At 56.5% G+C, this 21915-nt stretch carries 19 protein-coding genes; 3 read left to right on the top strand and 16 right to left on the bottom strand.

Features of this window, described 5'->3' with window-relative positions:
- Positions 1-38: 38 nt before the first annotated feature.
- Together ACI48J_RS16300 and ACI48J_RS16305 are read right to left on the bottom strand one after the other, a co-directional pair.
- A complete protein-coding gene (locus ACI48J_RS16300; RefSeq protein WP_405079271.1) occupies positions 39-1547 on the bottom strand; it encodes a putative amidoligase domain-containing protein in 1509 nt (502 codons plus the stop codon).
- 101 nt (positions 1548-1648) lie between these two features.
- Entirely contained in the window at positions 1649-2212 is a 564-nt protein-coding gene (locus ACI48J_RS16305) for an outer spore coat protein CotE (RefSeq protein ID WP_326056552.1), read from the bottom strand.
- Between the two features lie 1304 nt (positions 2213-3516).
- On the opposite strand from ACI48J_RS16305, the gene ACI48J_RS16310 reads away from it, so the two are divergent.
- On the top strand, positions 3517-3951 hold the full coding sequence (locus ACI48J_RS16310) for a hypothetical protein (RefSeq protein WP_405079273.1): 435 nt from the start codon (positions 3517-3519) through the stop codon (positions 3949-3951).
- Between the two features lie 69 nt (positions 3952-4020).
- On the opposite strand, the gene ACI48J_RS16315 is transcribed toward ACI48J_RS16310, so the two are convergent.
- From ACI48J_RS16315 to ACI48J_RS16335, 5 genes are all read right to left on the bottom strand, one after another.
- Complete coding sequence (locus ACI48J_RS16315) at positions 4021-5007, bottom strand: aromatic acid exporter family protein (RefSeq protein WP_405079274.1); 987 nt, start codon at positions 5005-5007, stop codon at positions 4021-4023.
- Positions 5008-5116: 109 nt separating this feature from the next.
- Positions 5117-6001: an ABC transporter permease gene (locus tag ACI48J_RS16320; RefSeq protein WP_405079275.1), complete on the bottom strand. Its 885-nt coding sequence runs from the start codon at positions 5999-6001 to the stop codon at positions 5117-5119.
- Positions 5998-6789 carry an ABC transporter ATP-binding protein gene (locus ACI48J_RS16325; RefSeq protein ID WP_405079276.1) on the bottom strand — a complete coding sequence of 264 codons (792 nt, stop codon included), beginning with the start codon at positions 6787-6789 and terminating at the stop codon, positions 5998-6000. The genes ACI48J_RS16320 and ACI48J_RS16325 overlap by 4 nt, the downstream gene beginning before the upstream one ends.
- A gap of 84 nt (positions 6790-6873) precedes the next feature.
- Positions 6874-7881, bottom strand: coding sequence for an ABC transporter substrate-binding protein (locus ACI48J_RS16330; RefSeq protein WP_405079277.1), 1008 nt, complete (start codon positions 7879-7881; stop codon positions 6874-6876).
- 150 nt (positions 7882-8031) lie between these two features.
- Entirely contained in the window at positions 8032-9552 is a 1521-nt protein-coding gene (locus ACI48J_RS16335) for a carboxypeptidase M32 (RefSeq protein WP_326056539.1), read from the bottom strand.
- A gap of 110 nt (positions 9553-9662) precedes the next feature.
- On the opposite strand from ACI48J_RS16335, the gene ACI48J_RS16340 reads away from it, so the two are divergent.
- Together ACI48J_RS16340 and ACI48J_RS16345 are read left to right on the top strand one after the other, a co-directional pair.
- A complete protein-coding gene (locus tag ACI48J_RS16340) occupies positions 9663-9986 on the top strand; it encodes an iron-sulfur cluster biosynthesis family protein (RefSeq protein WP_009674353.1) in 324 nt (107 codons plus the stop codon).
- 67 nt (positions 9987-10053) lie between these two features.
- A complete protein-coding gene (locus tag ACI48J_RS16345) occupies positions 10054-10656 on the top strand; it encodes a carbonic anhydrase (protein WP_326056536.1) in 603 nt (200 codons plus the stop codon).
- A 139-nt stretch (positions 10657-10795) separates the two neighbouring features.
- Here ACI48J_RS16345 and ACI48J_RS16350 read toward each other — a convergent pair whose 3' ends face one another.
- From ACI48J_RS16350 to ACI48J_RS16390, 9 genes are all read right to left on the bottom strand, one after another.
- The gene (locus tag ACI48J_RS16350; protein WP_405079279.1) at positions 10796-11992 is read right to left on the bottom strand and encodes an MFS transporter; all 1197 of its coding nucleotides are present in this window, start codon (positions 11990-11992) and stop codon (positions 10796-10798) included.
- 258 nt (positions 11993-12250) lie between these two features.
- Positions 12251-14530 (bottom strand): hypothetical protein, encoded by a 2280-nt coding sequence (locus ACI48J_RS16355; RefSeq protein WP_405079280.1) that lies wholly within the window; start codon positions 14528-14530, stop codon positions 12251-12253.
- A 33-nt stretch (positions 14531-14563) separates the two neighbouring features.
- Positions 14564-15742 carry an ABC transporter permease gene (locus tag ACI48J_RS16360; RefSeq protein WP_326055674.1) on the bottom strand — a complete coding sequence of 393 codons (1179 nt, stop codon included), beginning with the start codon at positions 15740-15742 and terminating at the stop codon, positions 14564-14566.
- Positions 15739-16449 (bottom strand): ABC transporter ATP-binding protein, encoded by a 711-nt coding sequence (locus tag ACI48J_RS16365; RefSeq protein WP_405079282.1) that lies wholly within the window; start codon positions 16447-16449, stop codon positions 15739-15741. The genes ACI48J_RS16360 and ACI48J_RS16365 overlap by 4 nt, the downstream gene beginning before the upstream one ends.
- Positions 16450-16476: 27 nt before the next feature.
- The gene (locus tag ACI48J_RS16370; RefSeq protein WP_405079284.1) at positions 16477-18171 is read right to left on the bottom strand and encodes an HlyD family efflux transporter periplasmic adaptor subunit; all 1695 of its coding nucleotides are present in this window, start codon (positions 18169-18171) and stop codon (positions 16477-16479) included.
- 3 nt (positions 18172-18174) lie between these two features.
- Positions 18175-18861: a hypothetical protein gene (locus ACI48J_RS16375; RefSeq protein WP_405079285.1), complete on the bottom strand. Its 687-nt coding sequence runs from the start codon at positions 18859-18861 to the stop codon at positions 18175-18177.
- A 164-nt stretch (positions 18862-19025) separates the two neighbouring features.
- The gene (locus ACI48J_RS16380) at positions 19026-20555 is read right to left on the bottom strand and encodes a sensor histidine kinase (RefSeq protein ID WP_405079286.1); all 1530 of its coding nucleotides are present in this window, start codon (positions 20553-20555) and stop codon (positions 19026-19028) included.
- Positions 20542-21270, bottom strand: a complete 729-nt coding sequence (locus tag ACI48J_RS16385) for a response regulator transcription factor (protein WP_405079287.1) — start codon at positions 21268-21270, stop codon at positions 20542-20544. Before ACI48J_RS16385 ends, ACI48J_RS16380 begins: the two co-directional genes overlap by 14 nt.
- Positions 21267-21809 (bottom strand): DUF309 domain-containing protein, encoded by a 543-nt coding sequence (locus tag ACI48J_RS16390; RefSeq protein ID WP_405079288.1) that lies wholly within the window; start codon positions 21807-21809, stop codon positions 21267-21269. Before ACI48J_RS16390 ends, ACI48J_RS16385 begins: the two co-directional genes overlap by 4 nt.
- Positions 21810-21915 lie beyond the last annotated feature (106 nt).

The following is a 21915-nucleotide window of genomic DNA, read 5'->3' on the forward strand; positions in this document are numbered from 1 at the left end:
GAAACGTTCAGCGGATAAGGCTGTCTATGATTCTTCTATTATAGCATGTTTTCCTGCGCGGCATCCTGTTTCCGTCCGTAGGGACCGATTTTCCAGCTCCTCCGGAAATCGGCGAGTTCCTGCCAGCCCTCCATTCGCCGCGACTGTTCCCTCAGCGGACGCAAATACCTTGCGAATTCCCCGTACATGGGCTGTTTCTCGAGATCGGCCCATACGCTTTCCGCCGCATCCGCCAAGCCCGGCTTATTGCCGGCATAATAATTCTCCTGAGCCTCCATATCGTCCAGCGGCCTTTGGTCCAGCTCGAAATAACGGTCTGCGATAATCCGCGCAAGCGCGAACACGCCGAGGGCGATTTCGGGCGAAACCAGCCAGCTCGGAAGCGTCCGGTACTCGAACCCGCCGTGCCGCTGCCGGCGGTAATCCCCCAGCAGTCCGTATCGCGGTCGGCGCAGCGCGGTCGTCTCTCCCTCGATCATCATAAGAGGGAGCGCCAGGTAGTTATCCAGCGCGCGCAGCAGGTGCGAATTCAGCCAGCAGCGGCTGAAATGCACATGCCCGCCAAGCGGAAAGCCCGGCAGCGGCATGCCGCCGGCGATCCAGGCGAGGCTGTCGTCGCCGATCTTGCGCGCGGCCGTACGCATCGTCCGGCGCAGGTTGGCGGCCAGCTGCGCCGGTTCGCTGCTCGGCTGCGGCCGCAGCTCGGCCAGCGGCAGAATGACGCGGTGACCGCTGAGCACGATCGCGTCGCAGCCGACCTGGCCTTCCCGCTCCAGATACTTGGAGGCGGATACGACTTTGCCGCGCGGATTAACCAGCAGAAACTCGGGATCGCTCCCGAGTACCGCCGGCTCCGTCCGCGCCAGCTCCTGCGAGAGCTGCACGGCGTAGCGCCCGATGGCGTGCGCAAAGAGCGCCGCCAGCGGCTGGTCCGGCCGCGGCGAAGGATCTACGCGCAGCACGAGCGTCCTGCCGGACGGCTCGATCGCGACATGCACGAGGCCGTAGTCGAGGCCGAGCGCGTACACCGCCTTGACCGACTCGCGGACGGCGCGCTGGGTGTGAAACGTCTGCTGCTCCAGGCTCACTTCCTGAAAGCCGGACGGCTCGGTTCCGGCCGAGCCCGGAAGAAGCAGCAGGTTGTTTTTCTGCCGGTAAACGGCAAGGGCCTCCATATGGAAAACCGGTATGCGGTATTCGTAGGAATAAGGCCCCCCTCCCCGGCGAATGCCGCGATCGAAGCGGCCGGGCTCCGTATCACCCCGGGAGCCATGGATCGTCCGGATGCCGTGTACGGCAAGCTGCATCCTCGCGTCCTCTTCCCTCACCGCCAGCGAGACCGCTTCCGGAGGCTGGAGCAGAGCGCGCCGGGGCATTGCGGCCAAATCCCGCGCCTGTTCCGCCGATAATTTGCCCCAGGCTGCGATTCTCACAGGCGTCTTGTCCGGAAGCTTCTCCCCATGCGGAATGTTCAGGAGATCCAGTTCCCGTCTCATGACAGAATCCGTCTCTTTATCCCGCCCGGAGTACAGCACGAAGAGCTGCATAGTCGTCCTCCTCCCGGCTGCCCATTTTTACCCGGAGAAACAAAAAAGAGGGCAAACGCCCTCTGCCCCAGCTTCTTCCGGTGCATAAGATGAAGTAACCTTTAACTTAAATCATCTTCCAGCAGATCGGGGTTTAAATCTTCGAAATCTCCATCATCGCTGATGAGATCGAAGTCTACATGCTTCTCTTCGAAATCTCCGCCGCTCGGATCCACGATCACATGCACCTTCGTTTCCGCCGTCAGCTCCACATGGAATTCGCGCTCTACGCGGATCAGCACGTTCCCGCCTCCGGAGATGCTCGCTTCCACACAGTTCGGTTCCTGCGTTGCGACCGCAGAAACTTCCGCTGTGGCAGACTTATGCCGCTTGTCGAGGTACGACAAGCCGACTACCTCCGCATAAGATACCGTTTCTTTCGCGACATCGGTTTTCGTATTCCGATCATACGAATACCAGATGTTGATATCGTAAGTACCGACGACCTCGACTCCCTCTCCAGACTTGACGGCTTCGTACTGATTGTTGATAATCCAGGCGCCTAAGATACTGGTTGGAGCATGAGGCGGAGTCACGGTATGACTTACGTGCGAAAATTTGCGTCCTTTGCCGCAGACAGCTTTCACGATGATCTCTCTGCTTTGCAAATTTCTATCTATTGACATCCTTTCAACCTCCTCCATGCAATCATTCATTACAAGTGTATGCAGGACATAGGCGATTGTTGATTGAACGGACGCAATCAAATCAAGATAATTTGTAAAATCCGCATTAAATCAAGCTGCGTCTTCTTATAATAGGTAAATGGAAACAAACCGATTTAGATGAAATCGGGCCAGATTATGGTCACTCTTCAATAACCGTCTGCGGTTGAACGCAGCCGGTTATCTTTTTGTCCCTTTTTTCCGGAAAGGGCTTTAAATGTGTCGTGTTTCCGTTGCCGCAACCTCCAAACCACCGACTTCTTCCTCATAACGCTTGTGATCAACAGCTTTCGCCCCGCCGCGTACGGAGGTAATAGGCGAAGTCCGAGTTGTACAAACTGTCCTTTTGCTGTCTGACGGACCATGAACTGATGCGGCAGGCTGAATCCCCACCACGGTCCACAAACTCATCTGCAGCTCGATGTTTCGAATGTAATGTACATAACGGCATAAAAGCAGCGTATCAGTTGTCCTTGGTCAGATATTAGGAGTACTCAAGTGCTTTAAAATCGATCATGGAAACTTCATATATAGATGAACAATTTAAATAAGCGGTGCCGAAAACAAAATCTCCTCCCGCCTCCTTACGAAGTTCCGGTCCTGTAAGGTGATTTTTTTCACAACCTTGCGAACAGCGAATGAGAGCGGCTGAACGTACAAAAGAGATTCAAGGTAAATCAAATGATTCCCCACGGGATTATTATGCCTGTTATCGTATACGGCCGGGTTTTGAGGCTGACAGCATACGGGTTAAGCGCATTTTCCAATAAAAAAAACCCCTAAAAAGGGGCCTAAAATAGAAAGGTATCTCATTGTCCACTATCATTTTATGAAACCTATAAAATTTTGGATTGGACTTAGTTGATAGACACTAAACTGCTGTCCCTCCGCATTAACCTCTTTTTCCAACAATAGGTTAAAGTCCTCTCGTATATTAGATACCTGTCATAGGATGATCTTGTATTAAACATCCCGAGGAGGTATCTTAGATGAGTTGTCCACACAGAAAGAGATGTCACAAAAAAACGATTATCGTGTGTAAACCGAAGAGAAAAAAGAAAATCATTATTGTAAAAAAGAAAATCGTAAAAGTATCCTGTCCCCCGCCTAACGTAAACGTAACGCCCCTTCCTGGACCCCAAGGACCTCAAGGACCCCAAGGTCTCCCCGGTCCCCAAGGGCCGCAGGGAATCCAAGGTCCTGCCGGACCTCAAGGACCACAAGGACCCCAGGGACCCGCAGGCGGAATTTCATCGTTTGCCTTTTTGTGCAGCACAGAGGAGCAGACGATAGCCGCGGCAGCCGTACCCGGTGGGCAAGGCGGGGCCGTATCCTTTAACGGCTTCGTCATCAATGCGACAGCCGTCACGTTCGCCCCGCCGTCCAGCATTGTCATAAACGAGAGCGGATTTTATAAAATAACGTACGAGGTATTTCCTACACCCGGCAATAACGCTTTCGGCTTGTTCTTTGATCCGGATGCGGCCGGTCCCGTCCCTCCGGCTTTAGTCCCATGCAGCAACTACGGAACCAATGCCGGAAACAATCCGTACACCGGGCAGGTTCTCGTTCAACTAACGGCCGGCGGGGTATTGACCTTAAACCGGATAGATAATACGGGCGCGTTAACTTTACAGAACGCAATCGGCGGAGGAACTCCGACCGTAAGCGCCTCTCTTTCCATCGAGAAACTGGCATAGTTTTCATTTCAAATATATAAAAAGCCCCCAGCCGTCAGGCTCGGGGAAGTCGCCTAGGGCAACACATGATCAGGAGCGCGCGGACGCGGGCTTCTGTTTTTTTTGCTTTTTGGCGATGTTCAAATAATAGCTCAGTTCCCGGGTCAACTGCTGGAGGGCCGCTCTTGCTTCGAACTCGGAAAGCGTCTGCGGCAGCGTCTCCATCTTGAAGTTCGCCTGCAGGGCGCCCAGCTTTTTCTCCGAACGTCCGGTGTAGTAGTCTACTTTGCAGTCTTTGCTAAGCTCTTCGAAAATAGAAGCGAGACTTTCCCCCAGAGGCAGCTCCCGGCTGACCTGGGACACCAGCAGTGCCATCCGCTGAAGGGATTCGAACTGCTCGTTGCGCATGTAAAAATAGAGCTGCATGTCCGTATACGTATGAGTGCCGAAAAGCAGCGCGTTCTCAATCGACCGGCTGGCCGTTTCGGTTCCCGTTTTCAGCACTTCGTCCAGCTCGAGGAGTTCCTTGCCGTTCCAGACGACAGTCGTATCCCTTAGATGTTCGGCAATATGCAGAAACACATCCGAGAAAAGTCCCTCGACTTTAGCCCGATAAAACTCGATTTCTTTGTCCGCTTTGGGCATATACGAAATGTTGATCAGCGTGGCGCTTCCCAGCCCGACGATAAGAAGGAGGATTTCATTTAAAATAAGCGGGGCGCTGATCGACTGCGCATTATAAATGTGAAACATGGTTACGGAAGCCGTGACCGCTCCGTCGCTCAGCTTGATCCGGTGCAAGACCGGGAAAACGATAAGTACGAACAAACTGAGCACCCAAACATGGAAGCCGAGCAGGCCGAACAGGACGGATGCGAAAAGAACCGCCAGAATGGAAGCCGCGATCCGCTGAAAAGCGTTGTTGATGCCTCTGCGCTTCGTTACCTGAATGCCCAAAATAGCAAGAAGCCCTGCGGAATTTGGGCTGGTTAAGCCGATCCACCGGGCCAGAGTAATCGATACGATGACGGCCAGAGCCGTTTTTAAGACGCGAATGCCGATGAAAGGAATGTTCATAGATGTTTGCTCCGTCGAGTGGATTTTTTCTGTTTCGATTATTCCATGTTCGGCGATATTGTTCAAGTGTACCGGTCACAAGAACCGGAAATTTATGCTTCTCTCAGACTTACCGGCGGGACATCAGTATATTCTCCAGATAGACGACGGCCTGATACATAAAGGTCGCGACGATCGCGATGACGACCAGACTTGCTATGACGAGAGTGAAGTTGAACACCTGGAATCCGTATACGATGAGGTAGCCGAGTCCCATTTTGGAAACCAGGAATTCGCCGACAATGACCCCGACCCAGGCAAGGCCGACGTTCGCTTTCAACGTTGCCACTATCGTGGGAAAAGAAGCGGGAAGAATCACTTTGCGGAACACCTCGCCCCGGCTTCCCCCGAAGATGCGGACGACTTTCACGTAATTGTCGTCGACCTCCTTGAAGCTCCCGTACACCACAAGCGTCGTAATGATGACGGTAATCGAGAGCGTCGTCGCGATAATGGACAGCACACCGGGACCGAAGCCGACGATAAACAGCGGACCCAGCGCCACTTTCGGCATGCTGTTCAGCACGACGATATACGGATCGAGCACGCGCGACAGAAAGGGCGAGAACCAGAGCAGCATCGCCAGCGCCGTCCCGAAAAGCGTGCCGAGCACGAAGCCGACAACCGTCTCATAGACGGTATACCCCGTGTGGGGAAAAATGGAGCCGTCCGCGATTTTGGAAGCCAGGAGAACAAAAACTTTGCTCGGATAGCTGAACAGCAGCACATCGATCCATTTCAGGCGGCCCGCGGCTTCCCATACGCCCAGGCTGATCACAAGGATGAGCAGCTGGGTGACACGGACACGAACCACGACTTTGCGTTTGGTTTCCAGATGGGCCGCATGAATAGTGTCCGCAAGCGTTCCGCCGTCTGTATGCTCCTGGCCGGGCACCTGTGCGTGGATATCGGCTTCTTTATTCTGTTCGCTTTCCTCTGCCGGATGATGGTTCACGTTTCCGCCTCCTTTCCGCCCATACGCTCGAATTCCTGCCATATCTCGTGGAAAAGCTCGTGAAATCCCGGCTTTTCTCTCGCTTCGAAAGGCAGCGTCCGCCGGATAGCCTCAGGGACGGCAATCTCCCGCCGGATCCGGCCCGGATGCGGTTCAAGCAGGATAATCCGGTCGCTCATCGCGATGGCTTCCGTGATATCATGCGTGACGAGCAGCGCCGTTTTGCCGCGTGAACGGAGCGTCTGCACGACGAGATCCTCCAGCTGCAGCTTAGTCTGGTAATCGAGCGCGGAGAACGGCTCATCCAGAAGCAGCAGCTCGGGCCTCGCGGCCAGTGTCCGGACGAGGGCGACGCGCTGCCTCATTCCGCCCGATAGCTGGGCGGGCCGGTAATCGCGGAAGGCGGCAAGCCCCATCTCCTCCAGGAGATGATCGACGTACGCTCCCGTTTCCTTGTTCAGCCTGCCCAGCAGCTCGAGCCCGATGATGGCATTGCCGTAAATCGTTCTCCACGGAAACAGATAATCCTGCTGAAGCATATACCCGACCCGGGAAGTAGGGGCATCCATTTCCCGGCCGTTAATCAGCACCTGCCCCCGGGTGGGGCGGATCAACCCGGCGATTATGGACAAAAGCGTCGTTTTACCGCATCCGCTCGGGCCAAGCAGGCTGACGAATTCACCCGGCCGGATGGTCAGTTCGATTTTTTCCAAGGCCGGGTTCGCCTGGGCGTCCGACACGTACACATGCGTCATGCCGCTAACCTGAACCGTGGCCGCTGTATCCATGGTCGCATCCCTCCTTATCGCTTGCACGAGAAAGGCCCCCGCAGCCATAGCCGGCAGCAGCGGCACTAAGCAGGCCGTGCCTGCTCACTTCACGTTCACCTTGGCTTTCTCGGCAAAACTGTTGTCCACCAGCTTGCTCCAATCGGCTTTCGTTTTCAATTCACCCGCTTGAGTCATGACGTCCTGGAGGTTGTTCCATTCCGCTTCGTCGATGACGGGGTCGCCGGCGTAGGTGTTCTGGTCTTTATACCGTTTCACCACGCTTCTCACGATTTCCGGATCGGTATCCTTAAAATAAGGAAGAACCGCATCCGTGATTTCGTTGACGCTTTTCGCATGCATCCAGTTCTGGGCCCGCTGTACGGCATTCGTAAACTTCTGAACCGCATTCGGGTTTTTCTTGATAAAGCTTTGTTTCGCCATGTAAACGGTGTACGGCAGTTTGCCGCTTTCGACTCCGAACGAGGCCAGGACGTAGCCTCTTCCCTCTTTCTCGAATACGGACGCCTGAGGCTCAAAAAGCTGGACATATTCCCCGGTTCCGGAAGAAAAAGCGGAAGCGATGTTCGCAAAATCGACATTTTGGATCAGGTCCAAGTCCTTGCGAGGGTCAATGCCGTGCTTGCGCAGCGCAAACTCTCCAGCCATTTGCGGCATTCCGCCCTTGCGCTGACCGAGGAAGGTTTTTCCTTTAAGCGCGCTCCAGTCGAAATCTCCGGCCGGTTTCGTGCGCGATACGAGAAAGGTGCCGTCCGTCTGCGTAAGTTGGGCAAAGTTGATGACGGGATCGTCGCTTCCCTGCTGATACACATAAATCGACGTTTCCGATCCGACCAGCGCCACGTCGATTCCGCCGGACAGGAGTGTGGTCATCGTTTTGTCCCCTCCAGCCGTAGTCGTCAGGTCCACTTCCAGCCCCTCGTCCTTGAAAAAACCTTGCGAAAGCGCGACATATTGAGGCGCGTAAAAGATCGATCTCGTGACTTCACCGATACGGATTTTGCTGACTTCTTCCTGTTTCGAGCAGCCCGGCAGAACCAATCCCGCCAACAGCACCGACAGCAGGAGGAAGACGATAGATCTTCGTTTCATGGCGTCTCCTCCATTCTTCTTGATTGCTATCAGCATATGCACAAGCAGGCGGGCGGGTTAACGGACGGAAGGCCTTCAGCGCAAAAAAAACGCCCCGAAAGGCGGTGGCCGAAGCGGCCAACGTCATCCGGGGCGTTTTTACAACTTCTATCAGCTTAAGCCATAAAGCGGCTTATATTTGTCCTTGAGGTAATCCACCAGATACTGCGGATTGAGATCCTCGCCCGTCACGCGGCGGACGATCTCGTTAGGCGTCTGGGATTTTCCGTAGCGGTAAATGTGCTCGACCAGGAACTGTTTGATCGGAGCGAAATCGCCTTTGGCCAGCAGCTCGTCAAACGCCGGAATCTCTTTGCGCAGCGTGTTGGTGAACTGGGCGGCGTACATGTTTCCGAGCGCATAAGACGGGAAGTACCCGAAGGAGCCGCCGGCCCAGTGCACATCCTGGAGCACGCCTTCCGCGTTCGTGTCCGCCTCGATACCCAGGTACTCGCGGTATTTCGCGTTCCAGGCTTCCGGCAGATCGGCGACTTTGAGCTCGCCGCTGAACAGCGCTTTTTCAAGCTCGTAGCGGATCATGATGTGGAGATTGTAGGTCAGTTCATCCGCTTCGATCCGGATCAGCGAAGGCTCGGTATGGTTAATCGCCCGGTAAAACGCCTCTTCGCCCACGTTATCGAACTGTCCGGGGAAGGTCCGCTGCAGGTCGGCGTAGTAGCGGGACCAGAACTCGCGGCTTCTACCTACCATATTCTCCCAGAAACGGGATTGTGACTCGTGAATGCCCATCGACGTTCCCGTACAGAGATTCGTTCCGATCAAGTCTTCCGAAATGTTCTGCTCGTAGAGCGCATGCCCGCACTCGTGAATCGTACCGAAGAGCGCGCTTGTCGCATCTTCGGGCAAGTAACGGGTCGTTATCCGGACATCGCCCGGGTTCAGGCCGGTCGCGAACGGATGAACGGTTTCGTCCAGCCGTCCCGCTTCGAAGTCGTACCCCAGTTCCTTTAAGATGAACAGCGAGAAATGCTTCTGCTTCTCTTTGTCGAACGTCTGGCGCAGGAACGAGCGGTCCGGCTGCGGCGCTTTTTTGATTTCGGCCAGGAGAGGCACCACTTCGCTGCGGAGAGCTCCGAACACTTCGTCCAGCTTCTCGACGGTCATGCCGGGCTCGTACATATCGAGAAGGGTATTGTATTTATGCCCTTTGTAGCCCCAAAGGTCGACGAATTCCAGGTTCGTCTCCACGATTTTTTCCAAGTACGGCTGGAACATGGCGAAATCGTTCTTTTCCTTCGCCTCTTCCCAGACGCTTTCCGCTTTGGAAGTCAGTACGACGTATTCTTGATACTTCTCAGGCGGAATCTTTTTGCTGCGGTCAAATTCCTTCTTCGCTTCTTGAACGATGCGGCGGTTCGTTTCGTCCAGTTCCTCGATGCGAGCCGTATCGGAGAGGAAATCCAGGTATTCGCCCATCTGGTCGGATACCGATAACCGGAACGCTTCGGTGGACAGCTCGCCGATGACTTCGGAACGCTCGGATACCCCCTTCTTGGGAGCGCCGGTGCGCAAGTCCCAATAAATGAGGCCGACTGCTTCTTCATAATGTTTGATTTTGCGTATGTATTTGCGGAATTCATCCAGTTTGCCCTGATAGTCTGTCTGGCTCATGGTGGATTCTCCTTTCACTAAACAGGTATACTGTCATCATACTTTCTATGCGGGATATAATCAAATTCTTCCGTTTGTGATACAATTGATAAAAAGGAGGGAGCTTACGCATGTATATTCACTTTAGCGAAGCGGCCGTCGAAGCCCTTACCAACCGTCTCCCGCAGGATGCGATCCTCAGGCTGTTCTACGATACGGAAGGCTGCGGATGCGCCCTGGCCGGGGTAGCCGCTCTTCAAATCCAGGCCGCCCATACCGAAGGCGACGTAGATGCGCGGAGCAATGCGTTCACCGTGCAGTACGATCCCCGCAAAGAAGTTTTCTTCGAGGAGAATCTGTCGGTCGACTACATGCCCCAGCGGGGAACCTATGTCCTGAAGAGCAGCCAGCAGACCTACAATCCGGCCATGAGACTGGTCAACTGCGTGAACTAGCACAAGGCGGCCCACAGGCTGTCTTTGCCATAAAAAGAAACCATACAAAAGAAGCGGAGGACAAAGTATGAGCTTGATATCCGAAATTCTCAATTACAATGAATCGTTCGTGGAATCCAAAGAGTACGAACAGTATCTGACAACCAAGTTTCCCGATAAACGGATGGTTATCCTGACCTGTATGGACACCCGTCTGGTGGAACTGCTTCCCAAGGCGATGAACCTGCGCAACGGCGATTCCAAGATTATTAAAAACGCCGGCGCTCTCGTCTCCCACCCTTTCGGAAGTATTATGCGGAGCATTATCGTGGCCGTATACGAGCTGGACGCCGATGAAGTACTCGTAATCGGACACCGCGACTGCGGCATGACCGGCTTGAACTCCGAGAAGGTCCTGAGCAAGGCGCGGGAGCGCGGCGTGCAGGAAGAAGTGCTGGACACCCTGCATAACTCCGGCATCAACCTCGACAAGTGGCTCACGGGTTTTGAGCATATCGACGAAGCGGTCGTCGGAAGCGTGAACATTATCCGCAATCACCCGCTTCTGCCGAAAAACCTTCCGGTACACGGCCTGGTCATGAACCCGCAGACGGGTAAACTCGACCTGCTTACGGAAGGATACGACGCCACCCCCGTAAAAACGAATCCGGAAGAGTTTCCGTTCATTTAATTGCCCGGAACTACATTCGTCCACCTGTCTACATACAAAAACCGCCTTTCGGCGGCAGGCGCTGCAAACGCATTGCGCCCGCCCGAAGGCGGTTTTTTTATTGAAAATACCCGCGTCGTCAGCGGCCGAACCCGCTGCTTTAGGAAGCTGGCGCGGAAGGGTCCGATCTCCGCGTTTTTTTGTAGACCGCCTCGATGACAGCAAGACCAAGCAGATAGAAAACGGCGAAGCCGACCGTCATCCAGAGCGCCCAGGAAGTGCCCGCCTGATCCATGACATATCCGATCAACGCCGGGAAAACGGCTCCCCCGAGACCCGCCAGTCCGGTAATCAGACTTGTCACAAGCCGGGCGAGACCCGGAAACGTATGATTGGCATACACCATCGTAATCGAATACACGCCGGACAGAAGCAATCCGAGCGCGATAATCAGGACATACCCCGTCCAGATGTTTTGCAGCACGATGAAGGCGGCCAGCACGATCAGGCTGCTTGCCATACTGATAAACAGAAACCGGCTGTAGGTCACCTTCCGGATAATCCAGCCCGTGGCAAGACGTCCCAGTACCATCGCGCCCCAGAACAGACCGACGCTGAGCGCCGCAAGGAAAGGTGCCGCATCCAGATAGGAGATAAAGATGGAAGACAGAAAATTGTTCATGCTTCCTTCGATGCCGCAGTACATAAAAATCATAAACCCGAAGAAAACGAGCAGCAGCCATTTCAGACGGGCCGAAATGTTTTCGGGCGGCGCCATGTTGCTCGCATCCTTCGCGGCGTTGTCGTCGAGATCCGTTTTGGAGTAGGTAATAAAGACCCACACCCCCATCATCGCAAGGGCCATGACTCCCGTAACCACGAACGAGTATCTCCACAAATCCACCGAGATCAGCAGGCTCGAAATGACGGGCATCAACAGAGCCCCCAGGCCGAACGAGACTTCAAGATAGCTCATCACAACCGCCCGGCGTCCCACAAAAACCTCCATCATGAGCGTCGCCACAATCGTTTCGACGGCAGCCGTTCCGAGACAATTCATGAAATTGATAACCAGCATGGCCGAAAACGGCGGCAGAGACCACATCATAAACTGGGAACCGGCAATAATCAGACACGCCAGCGCCAAAATCTGCTTTTCGCTAAAACGGTTTAACAAAAGAGTCGCCACCGGCACTCCGACCAGGAATCCGATGGAGCCCCAGAAAACAAGCTGGCCTCCCATTGTGTAAGTAACTTCGTAATGCCGTAAAATTTGCGGCAGCACGGAACCGATCGTGGTGATAACCAATCCCGCCAGAAAATACATGACATAGGATGCCTGCGCAAAACGTTTCAACTCCGACTCACTCCTCTGTCGACAGGGCAGTTCTATCCCAAAAGCGCCCGATCGTATTCTGTATAACCGCCCTCATCCCTACTTTCCGGATTAACGCGTCCTCTCTATGCTAGTAAAGGAAGCAGAATTTTACAACGAAATATTTTTCCCAAAATTATACAATAGGATAAAATATTTATTATATCGCTCTGTGAAGTTTTTTTCCTTGAAAAAACGCCGCTTGTCGGCGGCGTTTTATCGTGATTTCGTTTGTAACGGTCAGCCCTGAATCGTTTTGATCAGGCGTCTAACGGGACCGTTCGGAGTTTCAATCACTTCGTAAATATTAAAATGAGCGCCGGAGCTGAACTGCTCCGATTTAACATCATTGAAGAAAAACGTCTGCTTGCCGGATACGAGGCGGCCGGTGCCCAGGAACGGAACCGTCTGGCTGGCCAGAGAGCGGTTGTCGGGATCAAGCAGTTCGATCTCCATTTTGGAGAAATTCGAATCTACGATCACCTGCTCTTTGCGCGTAATCGTCATGTCCAGAGATAGCTTATACGTATACTGGGCATCGGTCTTCGTGCTGTAAGTCCAGCCGACCGTGGAACCGTTAAACGCAACCTCGAACGGATAGAACGACACCGGCCCGCTCTCCGTCTCCGTCTGGAAGGCGACCTTGTAGGAACCGAGCGACATTTTGTTGGCGTCCGTGATCGTCATGGCAAGCGTTTCCGTCTTGTCCGACGGCGGGATCATGTAGGAGTAGCTCACCACCGCGGCGGTACCCGGAAGAATGCTTGCGGCTGCCGTCGACTGGCGTGTGCCCGCATAGACGAGCCCGTCCGGCGTGGTCAGTTCCATGCCGAGCTGCGGCAGATCCAGCGTCCTGCCGGACGTGTTGGTGAACTTGTATTTGGCGACGGCCGTCTGATAGCCGAGCTCTTCGTTCTCGTGCTTGTGGAATTCCACAAGCGAAACGCCGAGCCCCGCTTCCAATGCTCCGTTCGGAAGCGGCAGCTTCTCGCCAAGGGTATACGGCTGGGCGGCCGCATAATCGCCGCCTTTGCCGGAATCCGCCTTGGCGAGGGACAGCGCGGCCGCCGGCACGTAGCCGGTCGAGCCGGCGGCCGCGGTCTTGCCGGAGCCGGACGACGCTGCGGCTGCGGAGGAAGAGCCCGCCGAGGCGGTCGCTTTGGCCGCGGAAGAGGCCCCGCCGCCTGCGGCCGTCCCGACGGACGAAGCGGACGCCTTCGCGCCCGAGGCGGACACGCCGGAGGTGCCGGACGCATCGGCCGATCCGGTTGATCCGCCGCCGCTCTCGGCCGCAGTCTCCGCCGCCGGCTCCTTCGCGAGCAGCAGAAGCTCGATCGCGTCTTTGGAGACGCCCGCCGGCAGAGACGCGGTGTAGCGGTATGACGCGGATTCGCCCGGGGCGAGAAAAGCCGAGGACGGCTTCGCGTCGATCACGCCGTCGACGGTTGCGCGGCTGCCGAACTGGTACACCGCGGACAAATCCGGCAGCCGGACGTGTTCCTTGGCCGTATTGCGGAATTCGACCACGGTCTGCACGGTCGTCCCGTCAGTTTTGGCGTTGACCACCGCGCTGCGGTACGTCAGTTCAAGCCCGTCCCCGTAAACGTACGGGATGGCGTCCCCCACGCCCACGGCAGTCGTTACATCGGGAACCGGCACCGTCCCGATCGTGAAGGTGCCTCCGCTGTTTTTCGCGCCGAGTACAAGCTTTAAGGCCGCTGCGGGCGATGCGCTGCCCGCCGCGGATGTTTTCACCGTCAGGACGGCCGGCTCCTGCGGTTCCAGAAGGGTGTCCGCTCCGCTTACGACCTCAGCCGCGTAGGTGCGGCCTTTGGCGTCCTGCACGGACAGCAGGACGTTGTCGTTCCACTTGAGGGCTGTCGATCCCTGATTGACAACCGTCAAGTGGGTGTACAGCTCCTGGCCGCTGTCACGGTTCCAGCGGATGGAGTCCCGCGCCCGGATCGTCAGCGCGGCGTCCTCGGGCAGCGACGCATCCGCTTCATTGAGCTGGACCCGGACCGGCTTATCCGGAGCGGGAGCCGCGTCGGCCGCAAGCGGCAGGCTGCCGATGCCCGCTCCCTTCGAGATTCCGTCCGAAGCCCAGCGGTTCAGCGAAAGCTTCAAGGTATCGAGCGAAGCCTGCGAGGAAACCTCGGCCGTGTATATGTAGCGTCCCGTCGAATCCGGCCAAACCCGGGCGGAGGAAGTTCCGCTGAGCTTAGGGGTGTATCTGCTTCCGTCCGGCGCGTTCACGCTGACCGCAAACGCGTTCAGATCGACGGTTCCGCTTCCTTCATTGTGAAGCAGCAGCGTGAAGTGCAGAGAGCTTTTGCCTGTCCCTTTGGCCAAAGATACGTCTTCCACGGTAAAGTAAACTTTCGGCGATACGAAAATCCCTGCCGCTCCGGCGGAAGCCTTGCCTATGAAAGGGCCGGACCAGCCGGCGGAAGAGATGGCGACAGCGGCTGTGAGTGTGACGAGCAGTTTAGGGAGCTTGTTGCGTTTGTCTTTTTCCAACTTCGTTACCTCCTGAGATGAATTCGGGCGGGTTTAATCGGAACGCAGCGCGTCGATCGGATGCAGCTTGGACGCTTTGTTCGCCGGATAAAGACCGAATACGACGCCGACCAGCACCGAGAACGCGAACGCGTATACACAAACGTCCAGCGACAGACGCAAGGTCTGCTCTTTGGAAAAAAGCGGCCAGCCGTATACGATGCCGATGCCAAGCAGCAGTCCGAACAGGCCGCCCAGCCCGCTGATGACGGTTGCCTCCACGAGAAACTGCAGCAGTATGCTCCGGCGCTTGGCTCCGATCGATTTGCGGATTCCGATTTCGCGGGTCCTTTCGCTTACGGTGACCAGCATGATGTTCATAATGCCGATGCCCCCTACAAGCAGAGAAATCGCGGCCACGCTGACAAGCTGTTTCGTAAGCGTATCGGTCGCTTTCGTGCTCGCGGCCAGCAGCTCATCCTGATTGATCAGGGTAAATCCCGTATCGGATTTAAATTTGTAAGTGAGATACGACTTCATCGTGTTTTGCGCTTTGTAAATATCTTCACGCGTCGGGGCTTCGATATAGGTCGTCCGGATCGTTCCGAGCTGGAACTGCCGGCGCGCTGTCTCCAGCGGCACGAGAATGGAGCTGTCCACGGAGGTGCCGCCGATATTCGAGCCTTTTTCTTTCAGTTGCCCGATGACCGTAAAAGGAATGCCTTCAATGCGGATCGTCTCTCCTACCGGATCGAGCGTCCCGAAATACGTTTTGGCAACCTCGCTCCCGATGACCGCCACTTTGCTCCGGAACTCAAGATCCGACGGGCTTAAGAACCGGCCCGAAGCCACATCGGCTTTGACGATGCTCTGATAACGGTCGTTCGTCCCGATCACATTGGACGTATCCTGCGTGCGGTCCGCTTTGATATGAGCCCCGTTCTTGGTCATCGTGGGCGCGATGGCGCTAATTTCGGGGAAGCCCTCGAATTGCATCAACTCGTTGTAATCCAGCTGAGTGGCGCGGCCCATGCCGTTTACGTTCACGACAAGCAGATTCGTGCCCAGATTTTCGTACTGGGCTTTGATCTTGTCGGTCGTTCCGTTGCCCAGCGCCACGAGCGCGATGACGGAACAGACGCCGATGATCACGCCCAGCATCGTAAGAAACGTACGGAGCGGGCTGCCGGTCACCGTCTTCATCGCCATCCGGATCAGCTCGGTGAATTTCATGAGGGCACCCCCTGTGCCGCCCGCGGCAGGCTGAGCCGGTCTCCCACGATTTCCCCGTCCCGGATCGACACGATACGTTTCGCGCAGTCCGCGATATGCAGATCATGCGTGATCAGCGCGATGGTATGCCCCTGCCCGTTCAGCTCCAGAATAAGCTCCAGCACTTCCTGCCCGGTCCGCGTGTCCAGTGCGCCCGTCGGTTCGTCGGCCAGCAGCAGGGGCGGCGACAAGGTAAGCGAGCGGGCAATGGCCACACGCTGCTGCTGGCCTCCCGACAGCTCGCTGGGCTTGTGGTGCTCCCGCCCTTTCATGCCCAGCTTCTCCAGCACGGCTCTCGCTTTCTCCGCCCGCTGCTTGGCGGGAATGCCCGCATAAATCATCGGCAGCTCCACATTCTCGAAAGCCGACAAACGGGGAAGCAGGTTAAACTGCTGAAAAATAAACCCGATCTTGCGATTGCGCAGTTCCGACAACTGATTGTCCGATAAGCGCTCGGTCTGGACACCGTCGAGAAAGTAGCTGCCGGTCGTCGGAACGTCCAGGAGACCCAGCGTATTCATCAGCGTGGATTTTCCGGAACCGCTCGGACCTACGATGGCCACAAATTCTCCGGCGGCGACCGATAAATCCAGCTTCTTCAGAATCGTCAGCTCCTGGGCGCCTTGGCGGTACACTTTCGTAATGCCCTGAAGTTCAATCATATTCATGCCAATCACCTCCTTGACCGACCTGCCTTATCTCGTCTGGTTCGCACGCTGGCCTCCGCCGCTTTGACCGTTCTGGCCTCCGCCCGAAAATCCGCCTTGGAAACCTCCTCCGCCCTGACCGCCTTGGCCGCCTTGATACTGCTGCCTCAGCCGGTCGATCTCCTGCTGGGTCATTTTCGTCTGCTGGGTTTTCTGAGGCACCACGACCTTGTCGCCTTCTTTCAGCCCTTCGGTGATTTCCACCTGGGTCGTACTGCGGATGCCGATCTTCACCTCGTGCTGCGCCTCCGTCGTACCGTCCGCTTTCTTGAGGGTGACGTACCGCTTGCCCTGGCGTGACTGAAGGGCTTCCGGAGACAGGTACAGCACACCCGTTTTGTTTTCGATCAGAATATTCGCGGTCGCCGTCATGCCGTATTTCAGCTCGTTTGTATTTTTGACGGCCAAAATCACATCGTAGAACGTCACTCCGTTGGTCGTCGTGCCCATGCTGGAGATTTGCGTCACTTCGCCTTCGAACTTTTTCCCCTGCAAGGAGTCGACGGAAACTTCGGCTTTCATTCCGGTTTTGATCGCATTCAGGTCGAGCTCATCCACCTGGATCGGCAGCTGCATCAGATCCATATTCGCCACGGCGCCGAATTCGAACGCGTTTTTGACTTTGGCTCCGGGCGTCAGGCTCGCCAAAATGTTTTCTTTCGTATTCACGAAATCAGTCGAGAACACGCCGTCAAAAGGAGCCTTTACAACCAGATCGGCTACTTTGTCCCGGGCCTCCTGCACGGCCAGCTTTTGCTGCTCCAGCGCCGCTTCCTTGTCGGAAATGTCGCTCTGAATCGTATCGTTCTCCAGCACCGCCACGCTGTCCCCCGCCTTGACTGGAGTTCCCGACTTGTTCGGAAGTGAAGAAACGGTGCCCTGCACCCCTGCTACGACCGGCGCCGATTTGGCGTATTCCAGCGAGCTTTCGGCCACCGCATCTACAGAAACGTTCCCGATCCTTGCGGATGCCTTCACTTTCAGTCCGGCATCGAGCGTGCCGTCGTTTTGGATACGAATCTGCACTTCAAGCGCTTTTCCGCCTTTTCCGTCGGACTTGGCTGTCTTGTTCACAGCCTCCACCCTGCCTGTTTTGGTTAGCGAAAATCCGTCGACGTCCAGGTCGATTTCTTCTCCGCTGCGAAGCTGCAAAGCTTCCTCGTACGGGAAAAGCACCGAAGCCAGCAGATTGGCCGTATCGTTGACCGTCGCGATTTTTGTATTTTTATTAACATTCGAGCCGACTTCAATATTGGGAGCGAGCACAAGCTGGCCGCCGATTGGAGCGGAAGTTCCCATATTGGCCTGCTGCCGCCGCAGCTCGGCAATCTGCTTCTCGATGTCCGCCTGGGTCATCAGCGCTTTTTGTAAATTATTTTCCAGTGTCGGACTGCTCAGCTCTACAAGCACATCCCCCGCTTTAACGGGCATATTCCGCGTAAGATGCATCACTTTAATCGTGGCGTCCGCAGGAGAGACGATCGTCTGTTTTTCTTTCGGCTCGAATTGGGCCGTTCCCGAAACCGTGGAGCGGATATCCCCTTTCTTGACGGCAACCACGGCCTCTTGAGCGGCGGCGCCCACCATCGGTTTTTTAACGGCCCCGAAAGCAAAATAGCCTCCGGCTCCGACCAGCAAAACGCCGGCCAAGCTCATTCCGATTACTTTACCTGACCATTTCATCGTCTATTTGTTCCTCCCTGTGATAGCCGCTGATTTTTGGCGGTTCAACATATGCAGTGTCTGCTGCTCCAGATTTAGTTCCGGCTCGTCCTTAAGCGGCCCGCATTCCGCAGGCCGGAAAGCCGAAGATTCCTCGGCCGGATCTCTTCCTCCGTCAGGAACGCTGCCGTAAAAATAGGGCGCGGTATCGCCGCAGTGCTCCCGGCTTCCTCCGGTTTCGAGGGCCCGCCCCTGCAAGCTCCGTTTGGCGTCGTCCGCAAAAACCTTCTCAAACATATCCCTCTGCTTACCCGTAAGCAGGTGTTTGGCTTCCTCACTCTCCTCCTGCGTCATTTCACCGCGGCCGACGCTGCGCTGAAGGATCCCGGCAAGCTGTTCCGCCTGCGCGGGGGTAAGTGAAAAGCCCGCTTCTTTCCCGACCTCGAGCAGCGTTGCGCAAAACAAGACCAGAAGGCGTTCCCTGCTCGTCTGTATGGCGGGTTCCGTATTCTCCGGGCGGTTCCCGCTTTGAAAGGCGGCAGCCCCGCTTGCTTCATAAGCGGGCCGTGAAGCGGATAGTGCTGCCGCCGGTTCGAACGTGTCCGTGCGAGGAGACCGGCTGCCCCCAAACGCCAACGCGAACGTAAACGCAAGAGGCAGCAGGCAGGCCGCCCCTATCCAGCGCGAATGAAGCTTCCGGCGAAACATCATGGCCCCCTCCCCCAACGCAAAAAATCCTGCCCCGAAGGACAGGATTGGTTTTGACAACGTTCCGGCGCTTGCTTTGCCTTGCCGCCATCTCAACCTGTCCCTATGAACAGGATAAGAAACGGCTTTGATGAAAGGATGCTCGATTTGTAAAAGAAATGTGAAAATCATCCAGCGGAGGAATCCGAATCGCCCGGTTTTTCGCCCGTATACCCGCCGCTTCCGCTTATACACGCAAACTCCACATAAAAAGACGTGCCTTCACCGGGCCGGCTCTGTACGGTAATCCGGCCGTTCATGGCCTCGACCAAATGCTTCACAATCGTCAGGCCGAGTCCGACGCCTTCCGTCGTACCCCCGCGGGTGCGGTCGACTTTGTGGAACTTCTCCCAGATCCGCTGGGTTTCCTCCGCCGTCATCCCGATCCCCGTATCGCTCACGGTGAGAACCGCTTTGTCCGCTTTCCGCTCCAGCCGGACCTTAACCGCCCCGCCTTCGGGCGTGAATTGAACCGCATTGTACAGCAAATTGTGCACAATTTGCGCATAGCGGTCGGCGTCGAGGCTGGCGAACAGTCCTTCCCCCGCGGGCACGTCGACCCGCTCGGCCAGCTCCAGCCGCTTGCGGGCGAAAATCTCCCGCATCACGTCCAAAACTTCCCCGGTCTGGGCCACCATGTCCACCGGCTTCAGCTCGCGCAGTCCGGCTCCGTTCTGGATGCGGGCCAGATCGAGCAGTTCCTGGACGAGCCGCTCCAGACGGCGGACCTCCGACTCGCAGATCCGGAAGTAGTGGCCGTACTTGTCCGGCTCGATAATCCCGTCCCGCATGGCGGAGATCAGCCCTCTGAGCGAGGTCAGCGGGGAGCGCAGCTCGTGGGAGACCTGGGCCAGGAACTCCTGGCGCGTGCCTTCCCACTCCTGGAGCCGGTCGACCACGCGGTTGAAGCTCTCCGCCAGCTCGCCTACCTCGTCCTTCGAGGTGACAGGCACACGCAGGGACAAGTCTCCCTGCTCGATGGCCGAGGCAAGCTCGTTCATCTGCTTCAGCGGGGCGGTCATCCGGCGCGAAATGAAATAAAGCAGCAGTCCGACGGCCAGCAGCGAGAACAGGAGCGGCAGCAGGATGATCAGCCGGATGACCGAGATCGTCTGCCGTATTTCCGCCACCGGCACCTGCAGGAAGACGACGATCGTTTCGCCGCCGATCTGGGCCGGAGCATAGTACGTCAGCAGCGTGTCCATCGGGCGCTTGTCGCCCGGCCGTCTCTCGCTCGGCGGCTCGTCGAAGAGGAAACCCGACTTGCCTTCCAGGCCGCTGCCCAGCGATTTTTCCAGGGTCGGAGGCAGCTTGAACGTCTCGTATTCGGTGGACCCGTTCAGAATAACTCCTTTGCCGTCGACGAGAAAAATACGCCCGTTCACTCCACGCGCGACAATGCGTGTCGCCATCCGCAGCTCCCGGGTGGACAGGGTTCCTTCCTGGAATGGAGCCAGCAGCTTGGTTACCTCCACGTAGCCCTTCTTCAGAAATTCCTGCTTGTCTTTGTAAAAGAAATTTTGGAAATACATGTTCCAGAACAAGGCCAGTCCCACGAAAAACAGCACGCACACGGCAAGGAACAAAAGAAAGACCCGCAGGTACAAACTGCCGAACCGCCCCCGCCAAAACTCCAGAAGGCGCTCAGCCCTTCTCATGCGCCGTCACCTCGAACGAATAGCCGATCCCCCAAAGCGTTTCGATCCGCCATTCGGGTTGGCTGCCCAGCTTCTTGCGCAAATTTTTGACGTGGGCATCCACCGTTCTCGTGCCGCCCGGAAAATCGAACGCCCAGACGCCGGCGAGCAGATCGTCCCGTGAAAACACCCTCCCCGCCCTGCTGGCGAGGAAATAAAGAAGCTCCGTCTCCTTCGGCGTCAAATCGATCCGGCTCCCCTCCAGCTCGACCCGGTATCGGGCGAAGTCGATGGTCAGAGTGCCGATGCGGATCGGCTGGGGCAGCGACGGATCGGCGGGCGCGGCGGCCGTTTCTTCCGGTTTGCTGCGCCGGAGAACCGCTTTGACCCGCGCGATCAGCTCGCTGGGATCGAAGGGCTTCACGAGATAGTCGTCCGCTCCGACATTGAAGCCCTCCAGCTTGTCGAACGCCTCGGCGCGCGCGGTCAGCATAATGACCGGCACGTCGCAGAGCGGCTTGCTCATGGAGCGGATCGAGCGGCACACGTCGAAGCCGGACCCGTCCGGCAGCATCACGTCGAGGATCACGAGCGACGGATTGTGCTCGCGCAGCAGAGGGAGCACCTCCGACGCGTGATCCACGATCAGCGGCTGATACCCGGCGTGCTCCAGATAGAGGCGGGCCACTTCGGCAATGTACGGCTCGTCGTCGACGACCGCGATTTTGTCCCTCATCGGTCCCCGCCTCCCTTCCGGCGCAGCTTCCTGGCTTCCAGCTGACGCGCTCTTTCCTCCACGACATCGCTGCGGTCCCGCAGCTTGTGGCGGTCGATCAGCATGAGATTGCCTGCGTCGCTCGCCGCTCCCCAGCCGAACCCGCGCACGGCGCACTCACGCTTGCACGCTTCCAGCAAGGAAGGATCTTCTACGGGAAGATCCAGATCCGCGTACGGCATCTCATCAAGCTCCACTTCCCGCACTCTTTGCCGCACCCGGGCAATCAACTCTTCCCCCGCCAAGCCGAGACCTTTCAAATCTTCCTCTTTCAGATAAAAAAGAGAACTGCCCAGCATTTTAACGGCCCCCGCCTTGTTCCCTCTCCGTTGATGATAGAGGCCGACGGCCACCTGGATCAAACCGACCAAAGTTTCCGCATACGGATGGCCCGGATTTCCCTTCCAGTATTCTTCCAAAATCTCATGGCATTCAAAAAAATCACGGTCCCCGTGAAAATGAACCAAATAATCCAGTACCTCTTTCGGATAACGCTCCATAGTCCGTTTCCCCTCATCCCAAGTAATCGCCGACATCATGCCTTCAATTCCATGTTAACCAAAATACGCGGCATCGTCCAACGTCGCTTTAGACGGATATCCTCAG

Source organism: Paenibacillus chitinolyticus, assembly GCF_045038035.1.
Classification (GTDB): Bacteria; Bacillota; Bacilli; order Paenibacillales; family NBRC-103111; genus Paenibacillus_F; species Paenibacillus_F chitinolyticus_A.

What these genes read in the sequence shown, in the direction of transcription:
- ACI48J_RS16300 (WP_405079271.1), bottom strand. Translation starts at nt 1,547, where the DNA reads ATGCAGCTCTTCGTGCTGTACTCCGGGCGGGATAAAGAGACGGATTCT.
- ACI48J_RS16305 (WP_326056552.1), bottom strand. Translation starts at nt 2,212, where the DNA reads ATGTCAATAGATAGAAATTTGCAAAGCAGAGAGATCATCGTGAAAGCT.
- ACI48J_RS16315 (WP_405079274.1), bottom strand. Translation starts at nt 5,007, where the DNA reads ATGAACATTCCTTTCATCGGCATTCGCGTCTTAAAAACGGCTCTGGCC.
- ACI48J_RS16325 (WP_405079276.1), bottom strand. Translation starts at nt 6,789, where the DNA reads ATGGATACAGCGGCCACGGTTCAGGTTAGCGGCATGACGCATGTGTAC.
- ACI48J_RS16330 (WP_405079277.1), bottom strand. Translation starts at nt 7,881, where the DNA reads ATGAAACGAAGATCTATCGTCTTCCTCCTGCTGTCGGTGCTGTTGGCG.
- ACI48J_RS16335 (WP_326056539.1), bottom strand. Translation starts at nt 9,552, where the DNA reads ATGAGCCAGACAGACTATCAGGGCAAACTGGATGAATTCCGCAAATAC.
- ACI48J_RS16340 (WP_009674353.1), top strand. Translation starts at nt 9,663, where the DNA reads ATGTATATTCACTTTAGCGAAGCGGCCGTCGAAGCCCTTACCAACCGT.
- ACI48J_RS16345 (WP_326056536.1), top strand. Translation starts at nt 10,054, where the DNA reads ATGAGCTTGATATCCGAAATTCTCAATTACAATGAATCGTTCGTGGAA.
- ACI48J_RS16360 (WP_326055674.1), bottom strand. Translation starts at nt 15,742, where the DNA reads ATGAAATTCACCGAGCTGATCCGGATGGCGATGAAGACGGTGACCGGC.
- ACI48J_RS16365 (WP_405079282.1), bottom strand. Translation starts at nt 16,449, where the DNA reads ATGAATATGATTGAACTTCAGGGCATTACGAAAGTGTACCGCCAAGGC.
- ACI48J_RS16370 (WP_405079284.1), bottom strand. Translation starts at nt 18,171, where the DNA reads ATGAAATGGTCAGGTAAAGTAATCGGAATGAGCTTGGCCGGCGTTTTG.
- ACI48J_RS16375 (WP_405079285.1), bottom strand. Translation starts at nt 18,861, where the DNA reads ATGATGTTTCGCCGGAAGCTTCATTCGCGCTGGATAGGGGCGGCCTGC.
- ACI48J_RS16380 (WP_405079286.1), bottom strand. Translation starts at nt 20,555, where the DNA reads ATGAGAAGGGCTGAGCGCCTTCTGGAGTTTTGGCGGGGGCGGTTCGGC.
- ACI48J_RS16385 (WP_405079287.1), bottom strand. Translation starts at nt 21,270, where the DNA reads ATGAGGGACAAAATCGCGGTCGTCGACGACGAGCCGTACATTGCCGAA.
- ACI48J_RS16390 (WP_405079288.1), bottom strand. Translation starts at nt 21,809, where the DNA reads ATGGAGCGTTATCCGAAAGAGGTACTGGATTATTTGGTTCATTTTCAC.